The following is a 15,013-nucleotide window of genomic DNA, read 5'->3' as shown; positions in this document are numbered from 1 at the left end:
GGCCGAGCGAGGTGTAGCCACTTTGCCCCAGTTCGTCAGGAAATCCTCCGCTTCCTCCCCTAGGGTCGGAATGCCGACAGCCCGCGGCGCGACCCCGTACGCGCCGCGGGCCGCTCGGCGCTCACCGGCCCGGTACCCGATGGGAGCGGCCATGCCGTCGTACCCCTTCCACACCACCCGCGAGGACGTCCGCATCCCGCTGCCCGACGGCACCCAGCTGGCGGCCCGGCTGTGGCGCCCGGTCAGCGACGAGCCGGTCCCGGCCCTGCTGGAGTACTCGGCCGACCGCCTCTCCGACCGCACCGCCGCCGAGGACGCCCGCCGCCACCCCTGGTACGCCGGCCACGGCTACGCCACCGTCCGGGTCGACACCCGGGGCCACGGCAACTCCGGCGGCCTGCCCGCCGAGCCCGACGGCGAGCAGGAACTCACCGACGGCACCGCCGTCGTCGACTGGCTCGCCCGCCGCCCCTGGTGCAACGGCCGGGTCGGCCTGCTCGGCGTCGGCGCGGCCGCCACCACCGCGCTGCGGCTCGCCGCCCGCGCCCCGAACACCGTCGGCGCGGTGGTCGCCGGCTGCCCCGAGGGCGGCCACCGGCTCGGCGGCGCCGTCCTCGCCGCCGACCTGCACACCCGACTCACCGCCCTGATCGCCGACGCCGCCCTCCCGCCGGACCCCCGGCACACCGGCGACGCCTGGCGCTCCGGCTGGCTGGCCCGGCTGGAGTCGCTGGAACCCCCGGTCGACGCCTGGCTCGCCGCCGGGGACACCACCGTGCCGGTCTCCGTCCCGGTGTTCGCGGTCGCCGGCTGGGGCGACCCGTCCTGCTCCTTCGTGCTGCGCCTGCTGGCCGAGTCCCCCACCGCGCACGCCCTGCTCGGCCCCTGGCCGCACGGCCTGCCCGAGGCCGCCCTGCCCGAGACCCTGCGCTGGTGGAACCACTGGCTGCGCGGCGTCGACACCGGCGCCCTCAAGGAACCGGCCCTGCGCAGCTGGATCAGCACCCGCTGGACCGGCGCGGACAGCTGGCCCTCCCCCGACGTCCGGGAGATCCACTACGACCTGGACGGCCAGCTGCGCACCGCGGGCACCGCCTCCGACGACCGCTACGTCCACGTCCGCTCCCCGCAGCACACCGGCCTCAACGCCGGCGCCTACGTCCCGCACGGCCGCCCCGCCGACCAGCCGCCGGACCAGCGCGAGGAGGACGGCCGCTCGGTCTGCTTCGACTCCCTGCCGCTGCCCGAGCCGATCGAGCTGCTCGGCGCCCCGACGGCGCGGCTGCGGCTCCGGCCGCGCGAGGACGGCGGGTCCGTCCAGGTCGTGGCCCGGCTCTGCACGGTCGGCCCGGACGGCACCTCGCAGCTGCTCACCCGGGGCGTGCTGACCGCCACCGGGCCGGACGCCGAGGTCGAGCTCGCCGCCTGCGCGGCCACCGTCGCGGCCGGGCACCGGCTGCGACTCGCCCTCTCCTCCGTCTACTGGCCGTGGGTGTGGCCGTCCGCCGACGACACCGGGTACGCCCTCGACCCGTCCCGCTCCACCCTCGGCCTGCCCGTGCGCCACCTCGCGGCGGACGCCGGCGCCACGCCCGTCACCTTCGAGGCGCCCTCGCTGCCCGACCCGCTGGACATCCACCTCACCGAGCCGCTCACCGCCCGGCCCGAGCACGTCACCATCCACGACATCGGCCGACACGAGTGGCGCATCGAGCTCTCCCCCGCCGGCGACGGCACCCGCACCCACCCCGACGGGCTGGTTCGCGACGAGCACACCGTCACCGCGTACCGCGTGCTCACCGGCGCCCCGCTCAGCGCCCAGGCCCGTACGGACCGCACGGTGCGGCTGGAACGGCCGGACATCGGCTGGGACGTCACCGTCCAGACCCGCACCCAACTGCGGTGCGACGCCGGGCACTTCCTCAGCATCGTGCAGCTGCGGGCACTGGAGGCGGGATCGGTGGTGTTCACCCGGGAGTGGCAGCACCGGGTGCCGCGATAGGACCGGGAGGCAGTCAAAGCTCTTCTTATATACTTGCCTTCCTTCTCGACTTCGACTTATAACTGGCCCATGAAGACCCTCGGCCTGATCGGCGGCATGAGCTGGGAATCCACCGCCGAGTACTACCGCACGCTGAACGAACTCACCCGCGACCGGCTGGGCGGGCTGCACTCCGCCCAACTCGTGCTCTACTCCGTCGACTTCGCCGAGATCGAGCAGCTCCAGACGGCGGGGCGCTGGGAGGAGGCGGGCGCGATCCTCGCCCGCGCGGCACGCTCCCTGGAGGCGGCCGGCGCGGACCTGCTGCTGATCTGCACCAACACCATGCACAAGGTCGCCGACCAGGTCGAGGCCGCGGTGACCGTCCCCCTGCTCCACCTGGCCGATGCCACGGCTGACGCCGTCCGGGCGGCAGGTCTGCGACGGGTGGGCCTGCTGGGGACGGCGTTCACCATGGAACAGGACTTCTACCGGGGGCGGTTGGCGTCCGGCGGACTGGACGTCCTGGTGCCGGAGTCGGGTTCGCGCGCCCTGGTCCACCGGGTGATCTACCAGGAGCTGTGCGTCGGCGAGGTCCGGGAGGAGTCCCGGGCGGCCTACCGGCGGGTGATCGAGGAACTGGTCGCGGCCGGGGCGGAGGGGATCATCCTCGGCTGCACCGAAATCGAACTGCTGGTCCGGCCGGAGGACAGCCCGGTCCCGGTGTTCCCCACCGCCCGTCTGCATGCGGAGGCCGCTGTGGCCGCCGCCCTTGACGGGCAGTGAGGAAAAAGCGCTTGCGCCGGATGTCATGCGAGCTGCATGATCTTCCCGACCGCGACACCGCCCGAGGAGGTGAGACCCCGTGAACGCTGTATTGATGTGGGTGCTCCCCCTCCCTCTCACGGTCGAGCGATAGACGTAGCTGTCGCCGGGAGCCCCTGAACCAATCCGGGCATCCCGAAAGGCAACACGCTATGTACTCTCTCCAGTTCATCACCGAGTCGTCCTCCCACGGCATGCGCGAGCGCGACTTCACCCTGGGCGACGTCCCCGGGGTCCTCTGGTCGCCCGCCACCGGCGCCGACCGAGCGCCCCTGGTCCTGATGTGCCACGGCGGCGGCAACCACAAGAAGCACCCCGCGATGGCCGGCCGCGCCCGCCTCCTGGTCTCCCAGTGCGGCTTCCACGTCGCCGTCATCGACACCCCCGGCCACGGCGACCGGCCGGTCACCGCGCACGACGAGGCCGAAGTCGCCGAGATGTTCCGGGTCCGGGCGGCCGGCGGGCCCGAGGGCCCGATCGTCGTCCGCTACAACGCCCACCTCGCCGAACTCGCCGTCCCCGAATGGCGGGCCACCCTGGACGCCCTCCAGGAACTCCCCGAGATCGGCACCGACGGGCCGGTCGGTTTCTTCGGCATCAACATGGGCACAGCCATCGGCATCCCGTTCACGGCGACCGAACCCCGGATCACCGCCGCGGTCTTCGGCCAGCACTGGCCCGACGTCCTGGTCGACCACGCGAAGCGGATCACCATCCCGATCGAGTACGACATGCAGTGGGACGACGAGCACATCACCCGCGAGGAAAGCCTCGCGCTGTTCGACGCCTTCGCCTCCACCGAGAAGACGCTGCACGCCAACTCGGGCAAGCACAAGGAACTCCCCCGCTTCGAGGCCGACAGCGCCGTCCGCTTCCTCGCCCGCCACCTCATCCGGGCCTGACCGTTCCCCGCGGCGGCGCCCGGGGTGCGATACCAGTAGCACGTCTGCAGCGGTACCCGCTGACCTGGACGAAGCCCTGAGGGCTTTGTCAGTGCCACCCGTAAGAATTCGGCTGTGATCTGTGATGTCTGCGACCGCCGGATGCGGCCGGTGCCGGTATCGGAACCTCGGGCGGACTGGGCCCTGCCGGTGAAGGAGCGCTGGTTCTGCGCGTGGTGTTACGCCTGGACCGAGCTCGGGCACGGCCCCCAGGAGGTCTCGCGCCCGCGCTACGAGCCGCCCGAGTGGCGCTGGGAGCGGGCCGATTCGGAGGGGCTTCCCGCCGATGTCACTCACGCCTACGGGTACTTCGGCACCACCCTGTGCGGCATACGGCAGGACGGCATGCACGCCTCCCCCTACTACTGGCTGCCGGGCCGGGACAACGCCTGCCGCGCCTGCAAGGAGGCCGCGGCCGTCATCGACCAGCGCTGGCCGACGGATCCGGGAGGCGGGAGGCGCGAGCGGCCGCAGGTCACTCCTCCGCCCGGTTCCGACTGGCCGCCCTTCTAGCCGCCCTTCTGATCCGGCACCTCGACGATCAACAAGGTCCCCCGGCTGCCCGCCCGCACCGCGTGCCGCGCACCCGCCGGCACCTGACACAGCCCGCCGGGGCCGACCGTCAACTCCTCGCGGTCCACATCCAGTTCCAGGACACCCTCAGCGACGAACAGCACCTCGGCCGTCCCGTGCACCTCCGGTTCCAGCTCCCGCCCGTCCATCCGCAGCACCTTCACCGTCGCTGTTCCGACCTGTCCCAGCACCACCGACCGCCAGGCCTCCGTCAGCCCCGCCGCGCGCTCGTTCACGTTGAACACGTCCATGGCCCGGGACGCTATCCGGGCCGAGCCGAAAGTTGGTTGACCGGAGGGTAAAACCTGCCAGGATCGGCCCAGTGAACGCTCGCGCGCTGTACGAGGCGCTCCTCGACACCGACGGCCCCTACGAGGACGTCATCGCCCCCTGGCTCGATCAGGCCACCACCGACGGCTGCGTCGAACGCCTCCGGACCGCCGCCACCCACCGCGACCAGTGGTGGACCGACAAGGAGGAGGGCTGGAACCTCCTCCGGGAGCTCTACGCCCTCAGCCGGGTCAGCGACTACCTCCTCCTCGACCCGCAACTCCCTCCCTACCTCAGCCTGTTCACCGCCCTCGGCATGACGCCCTTCAAGCAGGCCCGCTTCGATCCCTTCCTGCACGAGATCACCGAGGTCGAACAGGCCGAGGACCCGGACGCCCCCATCGAGATCCTCGACGTCCGCTGGCCCGGACTGATGCTCGGCGAACTGCTGTTCAGTCGCGCCGGAGTACGGGTCCGGGCCGGCGCCGCGCACGCGGAACGCGGGGTGGCCGACCGCTGGCCGATCTACTGGACCCACCGCCGCGCCCACCGCCCCACCCGCGACCTCTCCCAGAGTTGGGGCAGCAACTCCCAGTGGCGCACCGACTTCCGTCTCGACTACCGCACGCCCGGCGGCGACCTGCTCAACGTCGCCGAGGACGCCCCGATCGACGGCCGCCCCGACCTCGACCCGAACGACTACGGGAACCTCGGCCCCGAGGAGCGCCTGCTCACCCCCGCCGAGCGCCGCGAACTCCTGCGCCACCGCACCTTCCTGCGCACCCCCGCGGCCGCCACCGGACCGGACTGGGCGGCCGACCTCTTCCCGTACGAGTGGCGGCTGCCCACCGACCTCGAACAGTGCAGGTGAGGGCTGGATCACTGCGCACGATCACGGCAGTTGATAGGTAAAGACGCATGGAAGAACTTGTACGCCTCAGGGACGTCGAGGAAGCCGCAGCCGGAGACGGGCACCTCCTGTGGGCAGCTCAGGGGCAGCGCGACGGCCGGCTGGGCCCCGGGGTGCGGGCCTGGCGTCATGGGACGGCCCTTGCGGTGGCGAGCCCTGACCTCTCCGGGCGCGACCGGCTGGCGGTCATGGGCGGTACCGATGACGCCACGCATGTGGTGCGGCACGTGCTGGACGACGTCGGACCGTCCTACCGCCCCGTCGGCCAGGCGTCCTTGATCGAGGCGCTGATCGGCGCGATCCGCGGCCTGTCACCGATCCCCGAGTTCTACTGGATGGAGACCTCGGCCGTGCCCGACTCGCCGGCCGTCGGAGTGGAGTGGCTGGACGAGGTGCGGGTGAAGGAGGCGACCTCGCTGTTCGACCGCTTCTTTCCCGACTCGTTCGCACAGCCGGAGGACGGCGGTGCGCACCGTTGGGCCGGAATCGTCGACTCCCTCGGGAGCCGCGAACGACCGGAGCCCCTGGCCGTAGCAGCCGATGTCTGGTCGGCGGCCGACTGCGGCTTCCTGGCCGGCGTGTGCGTGCACCCCGCCGCCCGCGGGCGTGGGCTGGCGCAGGCCGTCTGCGGCTTCGTCATCGAGGCGTTGGTGCGTCGGCACGGGCGTGCCGCCCTCATGGTGCACGCGGACAACCAGGCGGCCATCGCCGTGTACGAGCGCTTGGGTATGACCAAGCGGCTCCTCCGCGCGGCCCAGGTCGTCTCCCCGTAGGAGTCGCGGGCCGTGCTCCGTCAGGACTTCGCGGCGTGGTCGGCGAGCAGCTCGCCGACCACGTACCGGGCGGTGCGCACCATCCGGGGATTGGTCTCCCGGTAGTAGTCCAGCTCCATCAGCGCGACGGACAGCGCCCAGCCCGTCCCCCGCGCCCAGGCCGCGTCGTCGGCGCCGACGGCCGCCCGAAAGGTGTCGCGGGCGGCGGGCGGGAGGACGTACCAGGCCGGGAGCAGGTCCACGGCCGGGTCGCCGAGGCCCGCGCAGCCGAAGTCGATGACGGCGCTGAGGCGGCCCGGGCCGTCGACCAGGAGGTTTCCGGGCTGGAGGTCGGCGTGGATCCAGACCGGTGGGCCGGGGTGCGACGGGGCACGAAGTGCCGCCTCCCAGACGGAGGTTGCCGCCTCGACGGGGATGACGTCGGCCAGCGCCGCGAGCGCCCGCCGGATCGCGCCGTCCCGGTCCGACAAGGACTCGCTGCGGTAGGAGGCCGGACCGCCGGTCGGGTCCGCCCGGTGCAGGGCGGTGGTGAAGGACGCCAGGTCCCGGGCGAGCAGCCCGGGTTGCGGGGAGTGTCCGGCCTCGGGGTTGGATCCGTCCAGCCAGCGGAGCACCGACCACGGCCACGGACAGCCCTCGGCCGGCTCGCCCAGGCCCACCGGTGCCGGTACCGCGACCGGCAGTCGGGGCGCCAGGCGGGGCAGCCAGGCGTGTTCCTTGCCGATGTCCTCGGCCGCCCCCGGGATGCGCGGGATCCGTACCACCAGGTCCGCGCCGAGCCGGTACATCGCGTTGCTGGTCCCGGCGGAGTCAACCAACTCCGCGGGCAGGTCGGCCCATTGCGGGAACTGCGCGGCCACCATGCGCCGCACCAGCGCCTCGTCGATGTCCAATTCGTCAGCGTGCATCTTGGGGGAGGGCGGCATGGGGTCCGACCCTGTCAGCACCCATCAGGCCTGGCAAACGAATTACCAGGGCACGACCTGCCCCAGGTGGTCGACGAAGTGCAGGCCGGCCTTCCCCCGGTGCCGCTCGATCGTCCCCGCCACCCCGGGGACGCTCTCCTCCACGCTGAGCTCGGCCTCGAAGCCGCCGAGTTCGGTGCGCACCCAGCCCGGGTCCATCAGCAGCAACGTGCGCGGGTCGTCCGCGTGGCGGGCCGCGTAGCAGCGCATCAGCTGGTTCAGCGCGGACTTGCCGGCCCGGTAGAGGTCCTGGCCGCCATCGGTGTTCAGGGCGATGCTCCCCTGGTCCGAGGACATGACCCCGATGGTTCCGGTCGGCGCGACCCGCGGGCCGAGCACCTCCACGACGCGCATCGGGCTGAGCGCGTTGGTCACCATGACCTCGGTGAACATGTCCGTCGGGACCTCGCCGATCGGCAGGTCGCCGCGGGTGATGGCGGCATTGACGAAGAGCAGGTCGAGGCTGCGGCTGGCGAGTCGATCGCGCAGGGCCGCGATCTGCCCCGGGTCGGTCATCTCCAGCGACTCGACGGTCAGCCGTCCGTCGGAGGTGTCCGCCAGGTCGTGCAGGCCGGTGCGCCGGTTGCCGCGGACCGTGCCGATGACGTCCCAGTCGCGGCGGAGGAATTCGGCGGCGAGCCCGAGGCCCAGGGTCCGGGAGGCACCGATGATCAGTGCGGTGTGGCGGTTGTCGGTCATGGTTCGAGTCTCCGAGCGGCCCGGCCCGGGCGTCCAATACCCTTCCGAGCGCATTGATACCGTGCGGGCATGGATCTGGACCTGCGCAAGCTCCGCTACTTCGTCGCGGTCGCCGAGCACGGCCATTTCGGCCGCGCGGCACAAGCGTTGTTCATCGCGCAGCCGGTCCTGAGCCGGCAGATCCGCGCGTTCGAGCAGGAGTTGGGCTGCGCACTGTTCACCAGGACCACACGCAGCGTCGAACTCACCTCCGCCGGGCGGCAGTTGCACGAGGAGGCGCAGCGCATCACCACCATGGTGGACACGGCCCTGCGACGCGTGCACGAGGCCGCACACAACGAGAGGCGACTCGTCGTCGCCTTCTCACCCGGCCTGCACGTGTCGGAGGCCATCCGGGAGTTCACCGCGCGCCACCCGGAGGTCGGGGTCGACGTGCTGCCGCTGCGCTGGTGGGAGCGGGACGCGCCGCTGCGCGACGGCCGCGCGCACGTCGGGTACCTGCGGCGCCCCTTCGACGACGCGGGGCTGCGCACCATCCCCATCGGGCACGAGACCAAGGTCGCGTGCCTGCCCGCGACGCATCCGCTGGTCGGCCGCAGCAGCCTCACCTCGGCCGATCTCGACGGTGAGCCGGTCCTCGACGCCCGGGCGCGGCGGACCTACACCCTGGACGAGAAGTTCGAGCTGATCGCCTCCGGGCAGGGCATCGCGCTCGTCCCGCTGAGCATCGCGGGCTCGTACTCCCGCCCCGACCTCGTCTATCGGCCGGTCACCGACCACCCGCCGGTCGAGACCTGCCTGGCGGTCCCGGAGGACGGCGACCGCCAGGGCCTCGTAGGCGACTTCCTCGACACCGCCGTCGCCACCCTGCGCCACCGGGCGGCCGGGTAGGCGGGACAGAGCCCGCCGTCAGGCTCTGCCCCCGCCGGTTCCGGCCTTCCTCACGCCGGTGCGGATCCACCGCCGATTGGCGGCGCAGGCCACAACCGGACCGGCGAGCACGGACAGCCACCACAGGAACGCGGCGGCCCGCAGATGGTCGTGGTCCTGCCATCGGTCCGGAAGGACCAGCGGCAACAGGAGCGCCGCCACAATGAGTGCCGCCCAGGTCGCCATCCAAGTGATCACCGCGCGTGCCGCAACGTCCATACGCCCTCTCAGCCCCCGGACCACGTTTGAACGTGTTCAATATAGCGCTCGCGGCTTTCCCGGGCACAGCAAGGAAGCTTCAGCGCTTCATGCGGGCGGTCTCCGGAACGCTCACGCTTACTCCCGCACGGCGAGGTCCTGACTCCCCACCACCTTGAGCAGCCGCAGCGCCGAGTGCGAGGGGGTGCCGGGCGCGGCGGTGTAGAAAATCGTCCACTGGTCCCGGTGCGGGTCGTGCAGCGCCTCGCAGTCGAGGTCGAGCGGCCCGACCACCGGGTGGATGATGCGCTTGCGGGTGGAGCGGCGCATCTCGACGTCCTGCCGGGCCCACAGTTCGCGGAACTCGGCGCTGCCCGCGAGCAGTCGGTCGACCAGGCGGCGCACACCGCTGTCGGCCGGGTAGCGGGCTGCGGCGGAGCGCAGGTCGGCGACGGCCCGGCGGGCGAACACGGCCTGCCCGGCGGGGTCGTGGCGGGCACGGGCCTCCGGGTCGGTGAAGAAGCGCCAGACGTGGTTGCGTTCGCCGGGCGGCAGGGCGGAGAAGTCGCCGAGCAGCGCGGCCGCCATGGCGTTCCAGGCGAGCACGTCGCGGGCGGCGCTGCAGACCATCGCCGGGGTGTCGTCCAACCGGTCGAGCAGGTGCAGGATGCCCGGCCGGACGTCCCGGGGCAGCGCACTCGGAGGCAGCGGCGGTTCGCCGACCAGGTGGTGGAGGTGGGCGGTCTCGTCCTCGGACAGCCGCAGGGCCCGGCTGATCGCCCCGATCATCTGCCGGGACGGGCGCGGGCCCCGGCCCTGTTCGAGCCGGATGTAGTACTCCACCGACATGCCCGCGAGCTGCGCGACCTCCTGGCGGCGCAGGCCCGGGGTGCGGCGCCGACCGCCGGCCGGCAGGCCGACGTCGGCGGGCTGGATGCGGGCGCGCCAGCGCCGCAGGAAGGCGGCCAGCTCCGCCCGGTCCACGTGTTCCACGCCCCCAAGTCTGGCCCGGCCGCCGCACCGTGACCATGGGATCGCCGGTACCACCCTCGACAGTGCTCTCCCGCGCTTCGTGCGGCCCGGCCAGGGTGGAGCCCATGACAGACAACCACCGCATCGTCCTGATCACCGGCGCCAACAAGGGCATCGGCCTCGCCACCGTCCGCGAACTCGCCCGCGCCGGGCACACCGTGCTGCTCGGAGCCCGCGACCCCGAGCGCGGCGCCGCGGCCGCCGCCGGGCTGACCGCCGAGGGCCTGGAGGCCCGCTTCGTCCGCCTGGACGTGACCGACCCGGCGACCGTCGCCGACGCGGCCGAGCTGATCGCCGCCGAGTACGGCCGGCTGGACACCCTGGTCAACAACGCGGGCGTCGCCCGGGATTGGCGTCGCACGCCGGAGGAGCTGCCGGTCGAGGCCGTGCGCGAGACGTACGAGACCAACGTGTTCGGCGTCGTCACCGTCGTCAACGCGATGCTGCCGCTACTGCGCAAGTCGTCGGCCGGCCTGATCGGCAACGTCTCCAGCGGCCTCGGCAGTTTCTCCTTCCTCTCCGACCCGGACTCCCCGATCTGGGAGCACGCGACCCTGCTCGCCTACAACTCCTCCAAGGCCGCACTCAACGCCGTCACCCTGGTCTACGCCCGGGCGCTGCGCGAGTCCGGCATCAAGGTCTGCTCGCTGGAGCCGGGGTACTGCGCGACCGACCTCAACCAGCACAGCGGCCACGCCAGCGCCGAGGAGGGCGGCCGCCGGATCGCCCGCCAGCTCGGCGAGGCCGAGGCCGGGTCGACCGGCCAGTTCTTCCACGCGGAGGGCGGCAACTACCCCTGGTAGGCGGCGATGAGCCCGGGCAGCTCGCGCATGTCGTCGAAGACGACGGTGCCCGGCCCGGCCAGCCGCTCCGCCGCCGTGACGCCGCCCGCGTAACCGAGCGCCCGCATCCCGGCGGCGCGGGCGGCGGCGACGCCGGGCCCGCTGTCCTCGACCACCAGGCAGCGGGCCGGGTCGACACCCATGCTCCGGGCGGCGTGCAGGAACAGGTCGGGCGCGGGCTTGCCGCGCCCGACCTCGGTGGCGCTGAAGATGCGGCCCTCGAAGCGCCCGTACAGTCCGGTCCGGCCCAGGGTGTGGCGCATCTTCTCGTGGCTGCCGCTGGACGCCACGCAGGTCGGCAGCGTGATCGCGTCCAGCGCCTCCACCAGGCCGTCCACGGGCGTCAGCCCGGCGTCCACCGCTTCGGCGTGCAGTTCGCGGAACCGCTTGTCGAACAGCGTCGCGGCTTCCTCGCCGAGCCGCTCGGCGACCATCGCGTGGTTGGCCGCCTCGGACCGCCCGACGAACTTCTCGATCACCTCGGCCTCGGTCAGCGGCCAGCCGTACTCCTCCCCCAGCTGCACCAGGACGCGTACGGCGATCACCTCGCTGTCCACCAGGACGCCGTCGCAGTCGAATATCACCAGTTCTATCGGGTCGATCATCCGATCAGCATAGGGCGGCCCCGGCCCGGGTCAGGGCCCCGGCGGCAGGCTCATTCCGCAGGGGTCTTCCTCCAGTCGGTCGTCGCGGGGCCGTAGGAGTTCGCCGGCGGCTCGGCCGGAAGCTGGATGCCGGCATCGCAACTCAGCTCCTTGGAGACCACCTTGGCCAGCTTCAAGGCCGAGTTGGCCAGCAACTGGCGCTGGTGGAGGGGCAACCGTCCTTGGTCGCGGCCATAACCGGCAGCCCGACCGAAGACAGTGACGTCCACGAAGTACGGAACCGAGAAGTGGTCGACTTCATGGGGCTGGGTCCAGCAGCGGAAGTAGACCCTGGTGCCTTCGCTGGTGAAGTACCCACCGCGGTCCTCATCGTAGGCGAAGGAAACTGACTGCAGGAGCAGCGAGGGCATTTGCTTGTGCGCGGGATCTTCCGTCGACGGGGGCTCGGGATAGCCCCTGTCCTGCTGTACAACCGCGCTCACGATCTGGTGTTCGCCCTGCTTACCGCTACAGCCACCCATCACGGCGAAGTCGTCCTGATGAACCGTCCGCAGTAGCCTTTGCGTCGCCGTGACGTCCTCGTTGTCCACCATGAACGCGCGCAGCGTCTGCTCATCCAGCGTCCCGTAACACGAGACCGCGGGCACTGCAGCGAAGGAGTTGGGCCGCCATTCCTGCCAGGCTGGCCAAGCCCCCGCCAGCACCCCGATCGCGAGCGCCGCCACCCCCAGCCGCCGCCACCGCCGTCCGTTCCGCTTGCCCTCAGCCATTGACGGCCCGGGTGAAGAGCCCCGCGCTGTCGTTCGCGCCGTCCCGCACCGCGTTCGCGGCCCCTCCGGACAGCGCCTCGATCTGACGCCAGTTCAGGCCGGATCCCTGCGCGGCGGTCTCCACGGCCTGCGCGGCAGCGCTGGCTGGGCCGCCCATGCCCGCCACGTCCGCATGCGTGGCCGGGTCCGCGGTGTTGACGTCAGTGATGTGGTAGCTCGACGTCAGTTGGTCGACGAAGTCCTGGATATGTCCTGCATCATCTGACTGGTTGCCGACACCTGCCCACCCCAGATCTGCCCCATGCCTTCAATGGCTTTGACGATCGCCCAACTACCGGTTACGTCCTCCGTAGGGTGGGGGTTGTTCGTCCATATGTCCCGGCTGGCCTTGTCGAACTTGGTGTGCAATGTGTCCGCATTGGTCGCCGCCCGCCGCAGCGCCTCCGGGCTGACCTTCACCGTCGGCCCGCCCCCGCTCGCCCCTGTCACCGGTTCCGGTGACCACCCCTGAGGCTGTGCACCGGCCGCAGCGGCAGCGAGGTCCGGAAACTGCTTCTTCGCCGCCTCCGTCAGGTTCCCGGAGCTGTCGAAGAGCCACGGATTCACCCGTCGCTCGAAATCCAGGTCAGTCACTTCTCCCCACCCCTATACCGTGTGGCTCCAGATGGCCGTGGGCCGGCTCAAGTGGCCCCCTGCGCACGACAGAAGATCACGCGGTCGGACTCCCCCTCCCGGTCCACGTCAATTGGGAGCCTAGCCATCGACCCCTGTGGTGTAAGGAAGTTGAGCGAAACATGAGCAGGCGACGGGGCCCGACGGCCGAAGCCGCCGGGCCCCTCTCTCTACCGACCCGGCGTCAGCCGGTCTGGATGGAGGTGTCGTCGATCACGAAGCTCGTCTGCAGCGAGGAGTCCTCGGTGCCGGTGAACTTCAGGGTGACGCTCTGGCCCGCGTAGGCGGAGAGGTCGAAGGTGCGCTGCTGGTAGCCGGCCGCGGCGTCCACGTTGGAGTAGGTCTTCAGCGTGGTGCCGTTCACGGCGACGGTCAGCTTGTCGTACGCCGTGGTACCGGTCTCGGCGGTGTCGATGTGCAGCCAGAAGCTCAGCGTCGCCTTGCAGCCCGCCGGGATCGTCACCGTCTGGGCGAGGGTGTCGGTGTGGGTGCTGCCATAGCCGTCCAGGTACGCCTTCCAGCTGCCGCCGTGCGCCGGCTCGGAGGCGCTGTTGTCGATCACGCCGGAGCTGGCGGTCCACGGCGCCGCCGTGCCGGTCTCGAAGCCGGGGTTGCCGAGCAGCTGCGCCGGGGTGCAGCTGCCGCCGCCACCGCCGCTGACCGTCCAGGCGAAGCTGGTGGTGGCCGACTTGCCGGCCGCGTCCGTCACCGTGACCGTGACGCTGGAGGAACCGGCGGTGGAGGCGGTGCCGGAGATCAGGCCGGTGGCGGAGTTGATCGACAGCCCGGCGGGCAGGCCGCTCGCGCTGTACGAGAGCGGAGCGGTACCGCCGGAGGCGTTGATCTGCAGGTTCACCGCGCCGCCGACCGTGGTGGACTGGTCACCGGGGCCGGCGACCGAGACGGCGCTACCGCTGCCGCCCGGCTTGGTGAGCAGGCAGCCGGGCACGGTGAGGTCGACGGCGCGGCTGGAGTTCAGGCAGGTGGTGAACCAGTAGGTCTCCTCGCCGTAGCTCTGGCCCTTGGTGGCCGTGGTGGTGCCGTCGGCGGCGACCTCGCAGGGGTTGTTCAGGGTGCACATGGCGCCGTCGTCGTTGCCGGTGTTGTTGATGCCGACGATCCGCCCGCTCGCGGAGTCGATGATCGGCGAGCCGGAGGTGCCGTGCGTGGTGTTGCAGCCGGAGCTGTAGCGCAGCGAGTCGTGCCAGGTCCACTGGTCCTCGCGCAGGGTCGGCACGAACCCGTTGACGGAGCAGTTCCAGACCTGCTTCCAGTACGAGGACGGGATGTACATCGAGGAGCCGTCGGTCGGGTGCGCGTCGTTGACGGTCAGCGCGGTGGCGCCGTACTTGGAGCGGATCGACCCGTAGGTGTCGGTGAGGCGGTAGAGCGTGACGTCGGTGCCGGTCATCGTCGCGTAGATCACCTGGTCGGCCTGGACGGTGCCCAGGCTGTTGCCCGCGCCGTCCAGCAGGGTGCCACTGCGGCTGGCGCTCACGTTCTGGATGACCTCGCCGGCCGAGGGCATGGTGGGCAGGCAGTGCCCGTTGGTGAGCATCATCGCCCGGTCGCCGTCCACCGAGGCGGGGAAGCGGACCAGCGAGGCCGAGCAGTCGTCCAGGGCGATGGTCGACGTCAGGTCGGCCGCCTGGAGGGCGTGCGCGGGGGCGGCGGCTAAGGCCAGCCCGCTCGCGACGACGGCACTCGTGCCGGCCACCGCGACAAGTCTCTTGAACATGGCTCTCCTTGTGGGGGATCGCGGGGTGTACGACCGGTCGCCGAGGCCCGCGCCGCACGAAAGTGCCATGGCCACTTCAAGGGGTCAACCGTTCTGGCCGAACTCGCCACCGGATATCGGGTGTTGTGCCGACGGCCGGCAACCACCCGTCCCGGTATGCCCGTTACGGCCGGGCTCCGCGGCACCCCCAAGCACCCCCCGTGCCGTGCCGTGCCATGCCGCGTCGTGCCGCGCTGTGCCGTGCCGCGCTGTGCCGTGCCGCGCCATGCCATGCCGTGCCGTGCCGTGC

The 15,013-nt window shown here is 71.8% G+C and carries 16 protein-coding genes and 2 pseudogenes; 8 read left to right on the top strand and 10 right to left on the bottom strand.

The window, feature by feature from the left end:
* Window positions 1-151: 151 nt before the first annotated feature.
* The 4 genes from ACIRYZ_RS06825 (at window position 152) to ACIRYZ_RS06810 (ending at window position 4,260) form a co-directional block, all read left to right on the top strand.
* Window positions 152-2,002 carry a CocE/NonD family hydrolase gene (locus tag ACIRYZ_RS06825; RefSeq protein WP_402940477.1) on the top strand — a complete coding sequence of 617 codons (1,851 nt, stop codon included), beginning with the start codon at window positions 152-154 and terminating at the stop codon, window positions 2,000-2,002.
* A 69-nt stretch (window positions 2,003-2,071) separates the two neighbouring features.
* A complete protein-coding gene (locus tag ACIRYZ_RS06820; RefSeq protein WP_402940475.1) occupies window positions 2,072-2,767 on the top strand; it encodes an aspartate/glutamate racemase family protein in 696 nt (231 codons plus the stop codon).
* A gap of 191 nt (window positions 2,768-2,958) precedes the next feature.
* The gene (locus tag ACIRYZ_RS06815) at window positions 2,959-3,708 is read left to right on the top strand and encodes a dienelactone hydrolase family protein (RefSeq protein ID WP_402940472.1); all 750 of its coding nucleotides are present in this window, start codon (window positions 2,959-2,961) and stop codon (window positions 3,706-3,708) included.
* A gap of 150 nt (window positions 3,709-3,858) precedes the next feature.
* On the top strand, window positions 3,859-4,260 hold the full coding sequence (locus tag ACIRYZ_RS06810; RefSeq protein WP_402940469.1) for a hypothetical protein: 402 nt from the start codon (window positions 3,859-3,861) through the stop codon (window positions 4,258-4,260).
* Here the strand turns inward: ACIRYZ_RS06810 and ACIRYZ_RS06805 are convergent.
* Window positions 4,257-4,571, bottom strand: coding sequence for a cupin domain-containing protein (locus ACIRYZ_RS06805; protein WP_402940468.1), 315 nt, complete (start codon window positions 4,569-4,571; stop codon window positions 4,257-4,259). The two genes, ACIRYZ_RS06810 and ACIRYZ_RS06805, sit on opposite strands and share 4 nt — an antisense overlap.
* 71 nt (window positions 4,572-4,642) lie before the next feature.
* Here ACIRYZ_RS06805 and ACIRYZ_RS06800 point away from each other — a divergent pair, with 71 nt between their 5' ends.
* A complete protein-coding gene (locus ACIRYZ_RS06800) occupies window positions 4,643-5,461 on the top strand; it encodes a hypothetical protein (RefSeq protein WP_402940465.1) in 819 nt (272 codons plus the stop codon).
* Between the two features lie 47 nt (window positions 5,462-5,508).
* A complete protein-coding gene (locus tag ACIRYZ_RS06795; protein ID WP_402940462.1) occupies window positions 5,509-6,273 on the top strand; it encodes a GNAT family N-acetyltransferase in 765 nt (254 codons plus the stop codon).
* 20 nt (window positions 6,274-6,293) lie between these two features.
* Here the strand turns inward: ACIRYZ_RS06795 and ACIRYZ_RS06790 are convergent, their stop codons facing one another.
* Window positions 6,294-7,181, bottom strand: a complete 888-nt coding sequence (locus tag ACIRYZ_RS06790) for an aminoglycoside phosphotransferase family protein (RefSeq protein WP_402940459.1) — start codon at window positions 7,179-7,181, stop codon at window positions 6,294-6,296.
* A 60-nt stretch (window positions 7,182-7,241) separates the two neighbouring features.
* Window positions 7,242-7,937, bottom strand: a complete 696-nt coding sequence (locus ACIRYZ_RS06785; RefSeq protein WP_402940456.1) for an SDR family oxidoreductase — start codon at window positions 7,935-7,937, stop codon at window positions 7,242-7,244.
* A 69-nt stretch (window positions 7,938-8,006) separates the two neighbouring features.
* Between ACIRYZ_RS06785 and ACIRYZ_RS06780 the strand changes: the two genes are divergently transcribed.
* Window positions 8,007-8,828: a LysR family transcriptional regulator gene (locus tag ACIRYZ_RS06780; protein ID WP_402940453.1), complete on the top strand. Its 822-nt coding sequence runs from the start codon at window positions 8,007-8,009 to the stop codon at window positions 8,826-8,828.
* A gap of 375 nt (window positions 8,829-9,203) precedes the next feature.
* Here the strand turns inward: ACIRYZ_RS06780 and ACIRYZ_RS06775 are convergent, their stop codons facing one another.
* Window positions 9,204-10,058, bottom strand: coding sequence for a helix-turn-helix transcriptional regulator (locus ACIRYZ_RS06775; protein WP_402940450.1), 855 nt, complete (start codon window positions 10,056-10,058; stop codon window positions 9,204-9,206).
* A 104-nt stretch (window positions 10,059-10,162) separates the two neighbouring features.
* Here ACIRYZ_RS06775 and ACIRYZ_RS06770 point away from each other — a divergent pair, with 104 nt between their 5' ends.
* A complete protein-coding gene (locus tag ACIRYZ_RS06770; RefSeq protein WP_402940447.1) occupies window positions 10,163-10,900 on the top strand; it encodes an SDR family oxidoreductase in 738 nt (245 codons plus the stop codon).
* On the opposite strand, the gene ACIRYZ_RS06765 is transcribed toward ACIRYZ_RS06770, so the two are convergent.
* From ACIRYZ_RS06765 to ACIRYZ_RS06740, 6 genes and pseudogenes are all read right to left on the bottom strand, one after another.
* The gene (locus ACIRYZ_RS06765) at window positions 10,888-11,544 is read right to left on the bottom strand and encodes an HAD family hydrolase (RefSeq protein WP_402940444.1); all 657 of its coding nucleotides are present in this window, start codon (window positions 11,542-11,544) and stop codon (window positions 10,888-10,890) included. The two genes, ACIRYZ_RS06770 and ACIRYZ_RS06765, sit on opposite strands and share 13 nt — an antisense overlap.
* Window positions 11,545-11,594: 50 nt before the next feature.
* Entirely contained in the window at window positions 11,595-12,314 is a 720-nt protein-coding gene (locus ACIRYZ_RS06760) for a hypothetical protein (protein ID WP_402940442.1), read from the bottom strand.
* Window positions 12,307-12,480: a hypothetical protein gene (locus ACIRYZ_RS06755; RefSeq protein ID WP_402940439.1), complete on the bottom strand. Its 174-nt coding sequence runs from the start codon at window positions 12,478-12,480 to the stop codon at window positions 12,307-12,309. Before ACIRYZ_RS06755 ends, ACIRYZ_RS06760 begins: the two co-directional genes overlap by 8 nt.
* A gap of 56 nt (window positions 12,481-12,536) precedes the next feature.
* The gene (locus ACIRYZ_RS06750; protein ID WP_402940436.1) at window positions 12,537-12,947 is read right to left on the bottom strand and encodes a hypothetical protein; all 411 of its coding nucleotides are present in this window, start codon (window positions 12,945-12,947) and stop codon (window positions 12,537-12,539) included.
* Window positions 12,948-13,170: 223 nt separating this feature from the next.
* Window positions 13,171-13,896, bottom strand: a pseudogene (locus ACIRYZ_RS06745) (putative Ig domain-containing protein); the annotation flags it as partial.
* A gap of 210 nt (window positions 13,897-14,106) precedes the next feature.
* Window positions 14,107-14,724 (bottom strand): annotated as a pseudogene (locus ACIRYZ_RS06740) (trypsin-like peptidase domain-containing protein); the annotation flags it as partial.
* Window positions 14,725-15,013: the final 289 nt, after the last annotated feature.

This window comes from Kitasatospora sp. NPDC101155, assembly GCF_044768305.1.
Classification (GTDB): Bacteria; Actinomycetota; Actinomycetes; order Streptomycetales; family Streptomycetaceae; genus Kitasatospora.
The sequence above is the reverse complement of the archived record's forward strand: the minus strand, read 5'-3'. Positions and strand labels throughout refer to the sequence as shown.